This is a genomic window from Rathayibacter sp. AY1B8, assembly GCF_002932775.1.
In the GTDB taxonomy this organism is placed as follows: Bacteria; Actinomycetota; Actinomycetes; order Actinomycetales; family Microbacteriaceae; genus Rathayibacter.
Window position 1 is genome coordinate 197,461 of the sequence record NZ_PSWJ01000002.1, and the last position, 12,708, is coordinate 210,168.

The window sequence follows — 12,708 nt, forward strand, 5'->3', positions numbered from 1 at the left end:
GCCTCAGGTCGAGGCGGAGCGGATCGAGCGGCCCGTCGGGCCTAGAGAATCATAGATCATCGGGGAACAGGGGCGGCTGAGCCGCCGTCCCCCGTGGGTCGATGCCGAAGTGGCGGTAGGCGGCGGGGGTCGCCACGCGGCCGCGCGGCGTCCGGGTCAGCAATCCGATCCGCACGAGGAACGGCTCGACGACGGCCTCGACCGTCTCCGCCTCCTCCCCCACCGACACGGCGAGGGTGTTCAGGCCGACCGGCCCGCCGTCGAAGCGGGTCAGCACGATCTCCATCACCGCGCGGTCGAGCCGATCGAGTCCGAGCGCGTCGACGTCGTAGAGCTCCAGCGCCGCGCGGACGGCGGTCACGTCGGCCCGTCCGCCGTGGACCAGGGCGAAGTCCCGCACCCGCCGGAGCAGGCGGTTGGCGATGCGCGGGGTGCCTCGGCAGCGGCCGGCGATCTCGGCGATCGCGTCCGCGTCGATGTCGAGCTCGAGCAGCCGTGCCGCCCGGGCGAGCACCTGCCGCAGCTCGTCCTCCGCGTAGAACTCGAGGTGCGCGGTGAAGCCGAAGCGGTCGCGGAGCGGATTGGGCAGCAGGCCGGAGCGGGTCGTGGCGCCGACGAGCGTGAACGGGGCGAGATCCAGCGGGACGGACGTCGCTCCCGCCCCCTTGCCGACCATGATGTCGATCCGGAAGTCCTCCATCGCGAGGTAGAGCATCTCCTCCGCGGAGCGCGCCATGCGGTGGATCTCGTCGATGAAGAGGATCTCGCCGGGCAGCAGCGAGGAGAGGACGGCGGCGAGGTCGCCCGCGTGCTGGATCGCGGGGCCGCTGGAGAGCCGCAGGGGCGAGGAGCTCTCCTCCGCCACGATCATCGCGAGGGTCGTCTTGCCGAGCCCGGGCGGGCCCGCGAGCAGGATGTGGTCGGGGGTCCGGCCCTGCATGGCCGCGGCCTTGAGCAGCAGCTCGAGCTGGCCGCGCACCTTGCGCTGGCCGACGAACTCGCTGAGGTTCCTGGGGCGCAGTGCACCCTCGAAGGCGACCTCGGCCTCCGAGGCGACCTCGGCGCCCAGCACCTCGTCGCTCACGAGCGGGCCGCCGGGCCGAGGCGGGCGAGGGCGAGCCGGAGCAGCGCCTGCACGTTCGCGGCGTCGGAGGCCTGCGCGTCGAGCAGGATCTCGTCGACCACGTCGGCCGCGGTGCGCTCGGGCCAGCCGAGGCCGACGAGCGCCGCGAGCACGTTCTGCGCGGCGGTGGCGGCGGGACCGGAACCGCGGGCGGCGCGCGGACGGACGGTCACCTTGCCGGCGAGGGACAGGATGATCAGCTTCGCCGTCTTCGGGCCGATGCCGCTGACCTTCCGGAACACCCCGTCGTCCTCGTCGGCGACCGCCTGCGCGATCCGGTCCGGCTCGACCGCGCCGAGCACGCCGAGGGCGGACTTCGGGCCGACGCCGGTCACGCCGATCAGCAGCTCGAAGATCTCGAGCTGCTCCTCGTCGGGGAAGCCGTAGAGGGTGAGCGAGTCCTCGCGGACGACGAGCACGGTGCTGACCGTGGTCTCGTCGCCGACGCGCATCTCGAGCGCGTGCTGCGGGGTCACGTTCACCGCGTAGCCGACGCCGTGGACGTCGAGGACGGCGAGACTCCCGCGGGCGGAGAGGACGGTGCCGCGGAGGGAGGAGATCACCGCGTCAGTCTAGATGCTCGAACAGGCGTTCGACTCGCGGCCTCGGCGGCGCGCCACGCCCGCTGCGCTGCTGTGCCGCCCGCCGCTCCGTCGGCACCGGCTCCCGCCGACCCGGAGGAGGGCGCGAGAGGGGCCCGCCAGGCGTGGCAGACGGCCAGGGCGAGGGCGTCGGCCGCGTCGGCCGGCCGCGGCGGGGCGTCGAGCCGGAGGACGCGCTGGATCATCGCGGTGACCTGGCGCTTGTCCGCGGCTCCGTAGCCGGTGACGGCGGCCTTCACCTCGCTCGGAGTGTGCATCCCGACCGGGAGCCCGCGCCGGGCCGCCGCGACGAGGGCGACGCCGCTGATCTGCGCGATGCCCATCACGGTGCTGACGTTGTTCTGCGCGAAGACCCGCTCGATCGCGACGGCGTCGGGGCGGTGCTCGTCGAGCAGCGCCTCGAGCCCGTCGCCCAGGGCCAGCAGGCGGCGCTCCAGCGCGTCATCGGGCGGTGTCCGGAGGACCGTCACGTGCACGAGGGTCGCGCGGCGGTCGCGCGAGACGTCGACGATGCCGACGCCGCAGCGGGTGAGCCCGGGGTCGATCCCGAGGACGCGCATCAGGCCGCCCCTCGGGATCGGGCCGGGCTCACCGCGTCACTCCTCGTTCTCGAGCTCGGCGCGCACCTCGGCGGTGATGTCGAGGTTGGTGTAGACGTTCTGCACGTCGTCCGAGTCCTCGAGCGCGTCGATCAGGCGGAAGACCTTGCGGGCCGTCTCGGCGTCGGCCTCGACCTGGAGGGAGGCGACGAACTCGATGTCGGCGGAGTCGTAGTCGATGCCTGCCTCCTGCAGGGCCGAGCGGGCCGGGACGAGCTCGCTCGGCTCGACGCGGACCTCGAAGCTCTCGCCGTGGTCGAGCACGTCGTCGACGCCGAAGTCGAGGACCGCGCCGAGCACGTCGTCCTCGGTGACGCTCTCTCCGTGGGGCACGGAGATGACGCCCTTGCGCGCGAAGTTGTAGGCGACGCTGCCCGGGTCGGCCATGGTGCCGCCGTTGCGGGTCATCGCGGTGCGGACGTCCGCCGCGGCGCGGTTCTTGTTGTCGGTGAGGCACTCGACGAGCAGGGCGATGCCGTTGGGGCCGTAGGCCTCGTACATGATCGTCGTGTAGTCGATGACCTCGCCGGTGAGGCCGGCGCCGCGCTTGATCGCGCGGTCGATGTTGTCGTTCGGCACCGAGGTCTTCTTCGCCTTCTGCACGGCGTCGACGAGCGTCGGGTTGCCGGAGAGGTCGGCGCCGCCGATCTTGGCGGCCACCTCGATGTTCTTGATCAGCTTGGCGAAGGACTTCGCGCGGCGCGAGTCCTTGATCGCCTTCTGGTGCTTGGTCGTGGCCCACTTGGAATGCCCGGACACGGTGCTCCCTCGGAAATCTCGTTGCGTGCGGCCCCCGAGGGCGCCGCTGATGGCAGGGGCCAGTCTATTCGAGAGCCGGTCCGCGCCCGTCTCGGCCCGAGCACCGAGACTTCCACACCCTCCTCGCCGGAGACGAGCCGCCGTCTCGGCAGCCCCCGCACCGCCGAACGCACGATCCGCGTCCCAGCGGATCGCGCTAGGCGGACGCGACCCGCTCCACCCACCCCGCGACCCCCGAAAGCCGACCGCGGCGAGCCGGGCAGGGACCGGCTCCCCACATGCACAGCCGAACCAGTGATCCGCGTACCAGCGGATCGCTGTAGGCGAACGCGACCCGCTCCACCCACCCAGCCACCCCCGAGAGCCGACCGCGGCGAGCCGGGCAGGGACCGGCTCGCTATCTGATCAGCCGCGACAGCAGCCGGTCGGCGAGGATCCTGCCGTCGGTCTGGCAGGTGGGGCAGTACTGGAGCGTGGAGTCGTGGAAGACCACCTGGCGGATCGTGTCGCCGCAGACGGGGCACGCCTCTCCTGTGCGGCCGTGGACGCGCATGCCGAGCTTCTTCTCGCGCTTGAGGTCGGCCGCGTGCAGGCCCTCGGCGCGGGCGAGCGCCTCCTCGAGTGTGTAGCGGAGGGCCGCGTAGAGGCGGTCCAGCTCGTCGGCGGTGAGCGCGGCGGGCTTGAAGGGCGACATGCGCGCCACGTGGAGGATCTCGTCCGAGTAGGCGTTGCCGATGCCGGCGATGCGGGACTGGTCGCGGAGGACGCCCTTCACCTGCGCCCGGCCCGCCGTGGCGAGGATCGCGCCGAGGATCTCCTCGGTGAACTCCGGGTCCAGCGGATCGGGACCCAGCCGGGCGACGCCCGGGACGTCGAGCGGATCGGCGACGATCGAGAGCGCGAGGCTCTTCTTGGTGCCGGCCTCCGTCACGTCGAACCCCGACCCGTCGTCGAGGACCAGCCGAGCGGCGAGCGGGCCCCGGCCGGGCTTCGCCGGAGCCGTCGGCCGCTCGGGCCGCCAGCGGACCCAGCCGGCGCGGGCGAGGTGCAGGAGGACGTGGGCCTCGCCGACTGCGAGGTCGAGGAACTTGCCGTGCCGCGATACTCCGTGGACGGTCTCGCCGGACAGAGCCGACGGCGGGATGGCGACGGTCTTGAGGGCGGAGATCGCGAACACGTCGAGCCGCTCGAGGACGCGTCCGCCCAGGCGCGCGTCGAGATCGAAGGCGAGGGCCTGGACCTCGGGGAGTTCGGGCATGCGACCACCCTGGCCCGCGGTTCCCGCGCCGTCCACCCCTGGCGGAGGGGACGGCAGCGGGTCAGTCGCCGAAGCGCGTCGCCGCGACCTTCCGCAGGAACAGCTCGTGGAACCGGTAGTCGCCGGTGATCTCGGGATGGAACGCCGTCCCGAGGAGGTTGCCCTGCTCGACCGCGACCACCCGCCCGTCGGCGACGCTGGCGAGAGCGGTCGCCCGCTCCCCCAGCTCCTCCACGACCGGTGCGCGGATGAAGACCGCGTGCACCGGCGGATCGCCGATGGCCGGCACGTCGAGATCGGTCTCGAAGGAGTCGAGCTGGTTGCCGAACGCGTTCCTCCGGACCGACACGTCCAGGCCGCCGAAGCTGCTCTGGCCGTCGATGCGGTCGAGGACCCGGTCGGCGAGCATGATCAGCCCGGCGCAGGTCCCGTAGACGGGCATCCCCGCCCCGATCGCCTCGACGACCGGCTCCGCGAGGCCGAAGAGGCGCGACAGCTTGTCCATCACCGTGGACTCGCCGCCCGGGATGACCAGCCCCGCGACGGCGGCCAGTTCCTCCGGGCGGCGCACCAGCACCACCTCGGCGCCCAGCTCGCGCAGGACGTGCGCGTGCTCGCGGAAGTCGCCCTGCAGCGCGAGGACGCCGACGCGGAGCCCCTCGAGGGACTCCCGCGTCGGTCCTGCGCCGGCGAGCGGCGCGTCGGCGCTACCAGCCACGCTCGGCGAGGCGGTGCGGCGCGGGCACGTCGGCCACGTTGATGCCGACCATCGCCTCGCCCAGGCCGCGCGAGGCCTCCGCGACGACCTTCGCGTCGTCGAAGAAGGTGGTCGCCTTCACGATCGCGGCCGCGCGCTTGGCGGGCTCGCCCGACTTGAAGACGCCGGAGCCGACGAACACGCCGTCGGCGCCCAGCTGCATCATCAGCGCCGCGTCGGCCGGGGTCGCGACCCCGCCGGCGGTGAAGAGGACGACGGGGAGCTTGCCGGTCCGGGCGATCTCGACGACCAGGTCGTAGGGGGCCTGCAGCTCCTTGGCGGCGACGTAGAGCTCGTCCTTGGTCATCGCCTTCAGGCGATTGACCTCGCCGGAGATCGTGCGGATGTGCTTGGTCGCCTCGGAGACGTCGCCGGTGCCGGCCTCGCCCTTCGAGCGGATCATCGCTGCGCCCTCGGTGATGCGGCGCAGCGCCTCGCCCAGGTTGGTCGCTCCGCAGACGAAGGGGACGGTGAAGTTCCACTTGTCGATGTGGTTCACGTAGTCGGCGGGCGAGAGGACCTCGGACTCGTCGATGTAGTCGACGCCGAGCTCCTGCAGGATCTGCGCCTCGACGAAGTGGCCGATGCGCGCCTTCGCCATGACGGGGATCGACACGGCGGAGACGATGCCGTCGATCAGGTCGGGGTCGCTCATGCGTGCGACGCCGCCCTGCGAGCGGATGTCGGCGGGGACGCGCTCGAGCGCCATGACGGCGACCGCGCCGGCGTCCTCCGCGATGCGGGCCTGATCGGCGTCGACGACGTCCATGATGACGCCGCCCTTGAGCATCTCGGCGAGACCGCGCTTGACGCGGCTCGAGCCGAACTGCTCGGGAGCGGACGAGGACGGAGTGGTGGTGTCGGTCATGTTCGCGAGTCCTGTTCTGTGCGGCGACTTCCGCCGACGGCAGCTCCGAGTCTACGAGACGGCGCCCGCCGTCCGCGGCGCTGGACAGGGGGCCGGGCGGCGGTCTAGAGGCTCGGCCAGGCCGCCGCGAGGCTCGCCCGCACGTCGCCGAGCAGCTGCGGGAGCGCCTTCGTGCGGGCGATGATCGGGAAGAAGTTCGCGTCGGTCGCCCAGCGCGGAACCACGTGCTGGTGCAGGTGCGCGGCGATCCCCGCTCCCGCGACCGCGCCCTGGTTCATCCCGAGGTTGAAGCCGTCGTTGTTCGAGACCGAGCGGACGACGCGCATGGCCGTCTGCGTGAGCGCTCCGATCTCGGCCACTTCCTCGGGAGTGGCCTCGTCGTAGAGCGGGATGTGCCGGTACGGGCAGACCAGGAGGTGGCCGGAGTTGTACGGGAACAGGTTCAGCAGGACGTAGGCGTGCTCCCCGCGGGCGACGATGAGGGCCTCCTCGTCGCTCAGCGTCGGCGCCACGCAGAAGGGGCAGTCGTCGGCTCCGGGCTGCCCCTTCTGGATGTAGACCATCCGGTGCGGCGTCCACAGGCGCTGGAACTCGTCGGGAACCCCGGCGAGGTGCGCCGAGCCCTCCGCTCCCTCGGGCACGTTGCCGTCGCTCACGCTCAGACCTGCGCCTTCGAGGCGACGGCCTCGCGGATGCGCGCGACGGCGTCGGCGACCGGGATCCCGTTCTCCTGCGTGCCGTCGCGGAAGCGGAAGCTGACGGCTCCGGCGTCGCGGTCCTTCTCCCCCACGATCATCTGGAAGGGCACCTTCTGCAGCGTGGCGTTGCGGATCTTCTTCTGCATCCGGTCGCTGGAGTAGTCGATCTCGGCGCGGATGCCCGACCGCTTGAGCTCGCCGACGACCTCCTCGAGGTAGGGCAGGTACTCGTCGGCGATCGGGATGCCCACGACCTGGACCGGCGACAGCCAGACCGGGAACGCCCCGGCGTAGTGCTCGGTGAGGATCGCGAAGAAGCGCTCGATGGAGCCGAAGAGCGCGCGGTGGATCATCACGGGCCGCTTCTTCGAGCCGTCCGAGGCCGTGTACTCGAGCTCGAAGCGCTCGGGCTGGTTGAAGTCGAGCTGGATGGTCGACATCTGCCAGGTGCGGCCGATGGCGTCGCGCGCCTGCACCGAGATCTTCGGACCGTAGAACGCCGCTCCTCCCGGATCCGGCACCAGCTCGAGACCGGAGGCGACGGCGACCGCGCGCAGCGACTCGATCGCCTCCTCCCACTGCTCGGGCGCACCGACGAACTTCGGGTTGCCCTCCTCGTTCGTGGACAGCTCGAGGTAGAAGTCGTCGAGGCCGTAGTCGCGCAGCACCTGCAGCACGAACTCGAGGTTGCGGGTCAGCTCGGCCGACACGTCCTCCTGCGCGACGTAGATGTGGGCGTCGTCCTGGGTCAGGCCGCGCACGCGGGTGAGGCCCTGCAGGGTGCCGCTCTTCTCGTAGCGGTACACGGTGCCGAACTCGGCCAGGCGCAACGGGAGCTCGCGGTAGCTGCGGCCGCGCGAGCGGAAGATCAGGTTGTGGAACGGGCAGTTCATGGGCTTGAGGTAGTAGTCCTGGCCCTGGCGGGTGACGTTGCCGTCCTCGTCCTGCAGCTCGTCGAGGTGCATCGGGGGGAACATCCCCTCGGAGTACCACTGCAGGTGCCCGCTCGTGAGGAACAGGTCGCCCTTGGTGATGTGCGGCGTGTAGACGAGCTCGTAGTCGTGGGCGAGCAGCTGCTCGCGCATGTACTGCTCGATCTCGTAGCGGATGATCCCGCCCTTGGGGTGGAAGACCGCGAGGCCGGAGCCGATCTCGTCCGGGAAGGAGAACAGGTCGAGCTCGTGGCCGAGCTTGCGGTGGTCGCGGCGCGCCGCCTCCTCGAGGCGGGCCTGGTGCTCGCGCAGCTCGTCCTTCGTGGGCCACGCGGTGCCGTAGACGCGCTGCAGCTGCGGGTTCTTCTCCGAGCCGCGCCAGTAGGCGGCAGCGTTGCGGGTCAGGGCGTAGCCGTTGCCGATCATGCGGGTGTTGGGCAGATGCGGGCCGCGGCAGAGGTCCTTCCAGACCGTCTCGCCGGAACGCGGGTCGACGTTGTCGTAGATGGTGAGCTCGGCGCCGCCGACCTCGACGCTCTCGTCCTCGGCTCCCCCGCCCTTGATCCCGATCAGCTCGAGCTTGTAGGGCTCGCCGGCGAGCTCGGCGCGCGCCTCCTCCTCGGAGACGACGCGGCGCACGAACCGCTGGCCCTGGCGGACGATGCGGTCCATCGCCTTCTCGAGCGCCTTCATCGCCTCGGGCGTGAAGGGCTCCTCGACGTCGAAGTCGTAGTAGAAGCCGTCGGTGACGGGCGGGCCGATGCCCAGCTTCGCCTCCGGGTTGATCTGCTGCACCGCCTGCGCGAGCACGTGGGCCGCGGAGTGGCGGAGGATGTTCAGCCCGTCCGGCGAGGAGATGAGCACCGGCTCGATGCGGTCGCCCGGCACGACGTCGGCGGCGAGGTCCTTGAGCTCCCCGTTGACGCGGATCGCGACCACGGCCCGGTCGGTGAAGTGCGTGAATCCCGTGCCCGCCTCGGTGACGACCGAGTGGGACTCGTTCTCTGCGGGATTCGACGGTTCGTTCGACACGTGCGGGCACTCCTCGGGCTCGGTTGACCCCTCGACTGTAGTCGGCGGCGGCCTCTACCCGAGCGCGTCGCGCACGCGGACGCCGAGCGCGCGCAGAGCGGAGGCGAGCTCGTCCCGGTCGGCGCCGGGGAGCACGAGCGAGCTGCGCTCGAGCTGGTGCAGGAGGACCTCCTCCAGGCCGGGCGGCAGGGAGTCCACGGCGAGCGCCCCCTCGAGTGCGGCGAGCACGGCGACGACGGCCACCGCGTCGCGTGCCGCGAGTCTGCGTGCGCTGATCTCCATGCGTCTCCGTCCGTGTCGTCCGACCCCGTCACCCTGCCGACAGGACGTGCCCCGGAGAGGGGCGCGGCGGCGACCGGTGCGCAATCCGTCCAGGTGTCATCCTGGTCAGATGGGTGCCGGTCCTGCGCTGCAGCGCTTCACGCGCTCCGGGGCCGACCTGGACGAGGCGCGGCGCTTCTACTCGGACGGCTACGGCGGGTCGGGATTCCGGACGGAGACGGTCGAGCGGCCCTTCTCCTTCCGCTACGACGTCTCCGGGAGCGAGGGCGTGAGCCTGCGGACGTCGGTGTTCCGGGGCTCCGTGTCCGGGGGGCTGCGTCCGGAGGGCGAGTACGTCGTCTCGTGGTTCCTCTCCGGCACGAGCGTGGTGGACCCGGAGGGCGATCGGATCGTCCACCTGCCGGGGCGGCCGGTCGTGTTCCCCAGCGCGCGTCCGTTCGAGTTCGTCAGCCGCGACTTCCAGCAGCGGCTCGTGCACGTGGCCGCCGGCCTCCTCGAGCAGGTCGCGTCCGAGGCCGGCGACGGCGTGCCGCTGCCGCTCGTCTTCGACCACCGCTCGATCGCCTCCCTGTCGGCACTCCCGGGCTGGTGGCGGGCGGTCGACGACTTCGCGGGCGTCCTGCGGTCGGGCCGCGAGGCGACCGCGCTGCAGCTCGTGGCGGCGGAGCGCGGCGTCGCTCTGCACCTGCTCGCGACCTTCGCGCACCGGCCGGTCGTCGTCCCGCCGCAGGTGCTGCGGCCGGGGCTCGAGCACCTGCTGCGGGCCGCCGAGTTCCTGCACGCGTTCGCCGCATCACCCGTCACCGTGTCCGACATCGCGGCAGCGGCGGGGCTCACTCCGCGGGCGCTGCAGGCCGCGTTCCGGAGGCACTTCGGCGACACTCCGCTCGGCTACCTGCGCGGCGTGCGTCTCGACCGGGCGCGCGTCGAGCTTCGCGAGGCCGCTCCGGGCGAGGAGACCGTGCGCGCCGTCTCCGCGCGCTGGGGCTTCCTCAACCAGGGCCGCTTCTCGGGGGCGTACCACCGCCGCTTCGGCGAGTACCCGGTGGAGACCCTGCGCCGCTGACGCTCAGGCGCCGGGAGCGAGATCGCGGGCGTAGCAGACCGAGTGCTCGGACCCGATGTAGGCGCCGAACGGCGGGATGGCGTGGTAGCCCTCCCGGAGGTAGAACCGCATCGCGTCGGGCTGGAGCGTCCCGGTCTCCAGCACCAGGCGCGTCGTGCCCAGAGCGGCCGCCCGCGCCTCGAGCGCGCGCAGGACGGCCGTGGCCGCTCCGGTGCCGCGGGCGGCGGGGTCGGCGAACATCCGCTTCACCTCGATCGCCCCCGGTCCGAGGACGTCGTCGTCGAGAGGCCGCAGTCCGCCGCAGGCCACCGCCGTGCCGCTCGCGTCGCGGGCGACGAGGAAGACGGGCACGTCGTCGGCCGAGGGCGGCGTACCGGGCTCGTGGTCGTCGTTGCCGTAGCGCTCGTCGAGCTCGCGCCGCTGCGCGTCGCGCAGACGCTCGGCGTCCGGGTGGGTCCACGCCACCTCGTCGATGGTCCAGCTCATGAGGGCTCCTCCCGGCCGCGCGGCGGGCACGGCCGAGGCCATTCTGCCGCGCCAGCCCCCTCCGGCCGACCCGGTGGCAACCCCTTCCGCGCCGGAACGCAGCGGGCGTCGACTGGAGGCCCACCGACGAAAGGACTCACCGTGCTCTCCGACTCCCCCATCGGCCCCGTTCTGCTCTCCCGCGACCTCGCCGCCTCCCGCGCTTTCTACGCCGGCTCCCTGGGACTGAAGGTCCTCGAGGAGAGCGAGTCGGCGATCGCCTACTCCTGCGGCGGCACGCGGCTCACCGTCACCGCCAGCACCACGGGCTCGAAGGACGAGCAGACCAAGGCCGCCTGGCGGGTGGCCGACCTGCGCGCCGAGCTGGACGCGCTGGCGACTCGGGGCGTGGCTCCGGAGGACTACGACAGCGACGAGCTGCGCACCGAGAACGGCGTGGCCGACCGCGGCAGCGTCTGGGCGGCCTGGATCCTCGATCCCGACGGGAACGCGCTCGGCTTCGAGCAGCCCAAGAGCTGATCGGCGCCGCTCTAGACTCGCCCCATGCCCGACGACTCCGCTCCGCTGCCCGCGCCCGGGTGGTACCCGCACCCGGCCGACCTCGGCTCGGAGCTCTACTGGGACGGCGCGGCGTGGACGGACCGGTCCCGCCCGTCCTCCTCGGCGCCCGCTCCCGCCTACGGCACGCCCCCGGGCGCTCCGGAGCAGGAGCTGTACGCCTATCCGTCCGCCCCGTCCTCCGCGGCGGGCCGCAACCCCATGGCGATCGCGAGCCTCGTGCTCGGCGTCCTGAGCCTGCTGATCAATCCGCTGCTGATCCCCTCGATCCTCGCCATCGTCTTCTCGGCGAAGGGCCGGGCGGCCGCACCGCTCGTCTTAGGCGGTCGCGGGCTCGCGACGGCCGGACTCGTCACCGGGATCCTCGGTCTGGTGTCGGGCGTCTTCACCATCGTCGGCAACCTCTCGGCCGGGGTCCCCGGCCTGACCGGCTGACCGGGGTGCCGCGGCCCTCGACGCCCCGATGACCGCGCGCCGGAGCGCTCCCTGGCTCCTCGTCGTGGCGGTCGCCCTGGTCGCGCTGGTCCTGCGCGGTCCGATCGTCGCCGTCGCGCCCATCATCGACGAGGTGCGCGAGGACCTCGCGCTGTCCGCGGGCCAGGCGGGGATCCTCACCAGCATCCCCGTACTCTGCTTCGCCCTGGCGACTCCGCTCGCCCTCCTGGTGATCCGCCGCGCGGGACCCGACGCCGCCGTGACCGTCACGGTGATCGGCGTCGCGCTCGGCACGATCGTCCGATCGATCGGCGACGTGGGACCGGCCGTGGCGGGCACCGTCCTGATCGGCGTCTCCATCACGATCGGCAACGTCGTCCTCCCCGTCGTGATCCGGCGGGACGTCGCTCCCGAGCGCGTCGACCTCACGACGGGCGTCTACACCGCGGCCCTCAACATCGGCTCGACGATCACCTCGCTCGGCACCGCTCCGCTCGCTCTAACCCTCGGCTGGCGCGGCGCCCTGCTCGTCTGGCTCGCCCTCAACGCCCTCGCTCTGGCCGGCTGGCTCGTGGCCGTGGGGCCTCGGGCGGCCCTGCGTCCGACTCCCCGCCCGGCCCGCGCCGACCGCGCACCGGCCGCACCGGCTCCGCGGATCTTCCGCAGCGCGACCGTGCTGGCGCTCGCGCTCTGCTTCTCGAGCCAGGCGTTCTCGTACTACGGAGTGACGGCGTGGCTCCCCTCGCTGCTCGTCGACCGTAACGGCTTCTCGATCGCGACCGCGGGCGCGAGCGCCTCGGTGTTCCAGCTCGCCGCGGTCGCCGGCGCCCTCGGCGTCCCGCTCCTGGTCCGCAGGCTCGGACCGCTGGGGAGCATCGTGCTCGTCGGCCTCCTCTGGTGCACGGTGCCGGCGGGGCTGCTGCTCGCCCCGCAGCTCTGGGCGCTCTGGTGCGTGCTGGGCGGCGCGGCCCAGGGCGGAGGATTCACGGTGGTCTTCGTGCTCGTCGTGCGGCTCTCCCGCTCCGACGCCCACGCGTCGCGGCTCTCGGCCACGGTGCAGGGCATCGGCTACGCCGTGGCCGCCACCGCCCCGACCGTCATCGGCTTCGCGCACGACGCGAGCGGCGGCTGGGAGGCTCCCCTGCTGACCGTCCTCGCCACGACCTGCTCCTTCCTCCTCTTCGGCACCCTCGCCGCCGCGCGCCAGCGCCGGGCCTGACCCGCGACACGACCGGCCGCGCCGTCAAGGGGGC

The 12,708-nt window shown here is 72.6% G+C and carries 15 protein-coding genes; 4 read left to right on the forward strand and 11 right to left on the reverse strand.

Features of this window, described 5'->3' with window-relative positions:
- Positions 1–49: 49 nt before the first annotated feature.
- From ruvB to C5C63_RS02540, 10 genes are all read right to left on the reverse strand, one after another.
- Positions 50–1,084, reverse strand: coding sequence for a Holliday junction branch migration DNA helicase RuvB (gene ruvB, locus C5C63_RS02495; RefSeq protein ID WP_104224769.1), 1,035 nt, complete (start codon positions 1,082–1,084; stop codon positions 50–52).
- Positions 1,081–1,686 carry a Holliday junction branch migration protein RuvA gene (ruvA, locus tag C5C63_RS02500; RefSeq protein WP_104225337.1) on the reverse strand — a complete coding sequence of 202 codons (606 nt, stop codon included), beginning with the start codon at positions 1,684–1,686 and terminating at the stop codon, positions 1,081–1,083. The genes ruvB and ruvA overlap by 4 nt, the downstream gene beginning before the upstream one ends.
- Positions 1,683–2,285 (reverse strand): crossover junction endodeoxyribonuclease RuvC, encoded by a 603-nt coding sequence (gene ruvC / locus C5C63_RS02505; protein ID WP_104225338.1) that lies wholly within the window; start codon positions 2,283–2,285, stop codon positions 1,683–1,685. Before ruvC ends, ruvA begins: the two co-directional genes overlap by 4 nt.
- 36 nt (positions 2,286–2,321) lie before the next feature.
- Positions 2,322–3,083 carry a YebC/PmpR family DNA-binding transcriptional regulator gene (locus C5C63_RS02510; protein ID WP_104224772.1) on the reverse strand — a complete coding sequence of 254 codons (762 nt, stop codon included), beginning with the start codon at positions 3,081–3,083 and terminating at the stop codon, positions 2,322–2,324.
- Positions 3,084–3,480: 397 nt separating this feature from the next.
- Positions 3,481–4,341 carry an Fpg/Nei family DNA glycosylase gene (locus C5C63_RS02515; RefSeq protein WP_104325435.1) on the reverse strand — a complete coding sequence of 287 codons (861 nt, stop codon included), beginning with the start codon at positions 4,339–4,341 and terminating at the stop codon, positions 3,481–3,483.
- A gap of 61 nt (positions 4,342–4,402) precedes the next feature.
- On the reverse strand, positions 4,403–4,975 hold the full coding sequence (gene pdxT, locus C5C63_RS02520; RefSeq protein ID WP_374953051.1) for a pyridoxal 5'-phosphate synthase glutaminase subunit PdxT: 573 nt from the start codon (positions 4,973–4,975) through the stop codon (positions 4,403–4,405).
- Positions 4,976–5,048: 73 nt separating this feature from the next.
- Entirely contained in the window at positions 5,049–5,966 is a 918-nt protein-coding gene (pdxS, locus tag C5C63_RS02525) for a pyridoxal 5'-phosphate synthase lyase subunit PdxS (protein WP_104224629.1), read from the reverse strand.
- A gap of 104 nt (positions 5,967–6,070) precedes the next feature.
- A complete protein-coding gene (locus C5C63_RS02530; protein ID WP_258065371.1) occupies positions 6,071–6,622 on the reverse strand; it encodes an HIT domain-containing protein in 552 nt (183 codons plus the stop codon).
- Between the two features lie 2 nt (positions 6,623–6,624).
- Entirely contained in the window at positions 6,625–8,535 is a 1,911-nt protein-coding gene (gene thrS / locus C5C63_RS02535; protein WP_244230674.1) for a threonine--tRNA ligase, read from the reverse strand.
- Between the two features lie 147 nt (positions 8,536–8,682).
- Positions 8,683–8,910 carry a hypothetical protein gene (locus C5C63_RS02540; RefSeq protein ID WP_104225342.1) on the reverse strand — a complete coding sequence of 76 codons (228 nt, stop codon included), beginning with the start codon at positions 8,908–8,910 and terminating at the stop codon, positions 8,683–8,685.
- Positions 8,911–9,019: 109 nt separating this feature from the next.
- On the opposite strand from C5C63_RS02540, the gene C5C63_RS16645 reads away from it, so the two are divergent.
- A complete protein-coding gene (locus tag C5C63_RS16645) occupies positions 9,020–9,976 on the forward strand; it encodes an AraC family transcriptional regulator (protein WP_219812336.1) in 957 nt (318 codons plus the stop codon).
- A gap of 3 nt (positions 9,977–9,979) precedes the next feature.
- Here the strand turns inward: C5C63_RS16645 and C5C63_RS02550 are convergent, their stop codons facing one another.
- Entirely contained in the window at positions 9,980–10,462 is a 483-nt protein-coding gene (locus C5C63_RS02550; protein ID WP_104233324.1) for a GNAT family N-acetyltransferase, read from the reverse strand.
- 141 nt (positions 10,463–10,603) lie between these two features.
- On the opposite strand from C5C63_RS02550, the gene C5C63_RS02555 reads away from it, so the two are divergent.
- Genes C5C63_RS02555 through C5C63_RS02565 form a run of 3 tightly spaced genes read left to right on the forward strand, consistent with a single transcriptional unit; the run spans position 10,604 to position 12,674 of the window.
- Positions 10,604–10,981 carry a VOC family protein gene (locus tag C5C63_RS02555; protein WP_104325436.1) on the forward strand — a complete coding sequence of 126 codons (378 nt, stop codon included), beginning with the start codon at positions 10,604–10,606 and terminating at the stop codon, positions 10,979–10,981.
- Between the two features lie 24 nt (positions 10,982–11,005).
- The gene (locus C5C63_RS02560) at positions 11,006–11,455 is read left to right on the forward strand and encodes a DUF2510 domain-containing protein (RefSeq protein WP_104325437.1); all 450 of its coding nucleotides are present in this window, start codon (positions 11,006–11,008) and stop codon (positions 11,453–11,455) included.
- A 28-nt stretch (positions 11,456–11,483) separates the two neighbouring features.
- Entirely contained in the window at positions 11,484–12,674 is a 1,191-nt protein-coding gene (locus tag C5C63_RS02565; protein WP_104224634.1) for a CynX/NimT family MFS transporter, read from the forward strand.
- Positions 12,675–12,708: the final 34 nt, after the last annotated feature.

What these genes read in the sequence shown, in the direction of transcription:
- ruvC (WP_104225338.1), bottom strand. Translation starts at nt 2,285, where the DNA reads ATGCGCGTCCTCGGGATCGACCCCGGGCTCACCCGCTGCGGCGTCGGC.
- C5C63_RS02515 (WP_104325435.1), bottom strand. Translation starts at nt 4,341, where the DNA reads ATGCCCGAACTCCCCGAGGTCCAGGCCCTCGCCTTCGATCTCGACGCG.
- pdxS (WP_104224629.1), bottom strand. Translation starts at nt 5,966, where the DNA reads ATGACCGACACCACCACTCCGTCCTCGTCCGCTCCCGAGCAGTTCGGC.
- C5C63_RS02540 (WP_104225342.1), bottom strand. Translation starts at nt 8,910, where the DNA reads ATGGAGATCAGCGCACGCAGACTCGCGGCACGCGACGCGGTGGCCGTC.
- C5C63_RS16645 (WP_219812336.1), top strand. Translation starts at nt 9,020, where the DNA reads ATGGGTGCCGGTCCTGCGCTGCAGCGCTTCACGCGCTCCGGGGCCGAC.
- C5C63_RS02550 (WP_104233324.1), bottom strand. Translation starts at nt 10,462, where the DNA reads ATGAGCTGGACCATCGACGAGGTGGCGTGGACCCACCCGGACGCCGAG.
- C5C63_RS02560 (WP_104325437.1), top strand. Translation starts at nt 11,006, where the DNA reads ATGCCCGACGACTCCGCTCCGCTGCCCGCGCCCGGGTGGTACCCGCAC.
- C5C63_RS02565 (WP_104224634.1), top strand. Translation starts at nt 11,484, where the DNA reads ATGACCGCGCGCCGGAGCGCTCCCTGGCTCCTCGTCGTGGCGGTCGCC.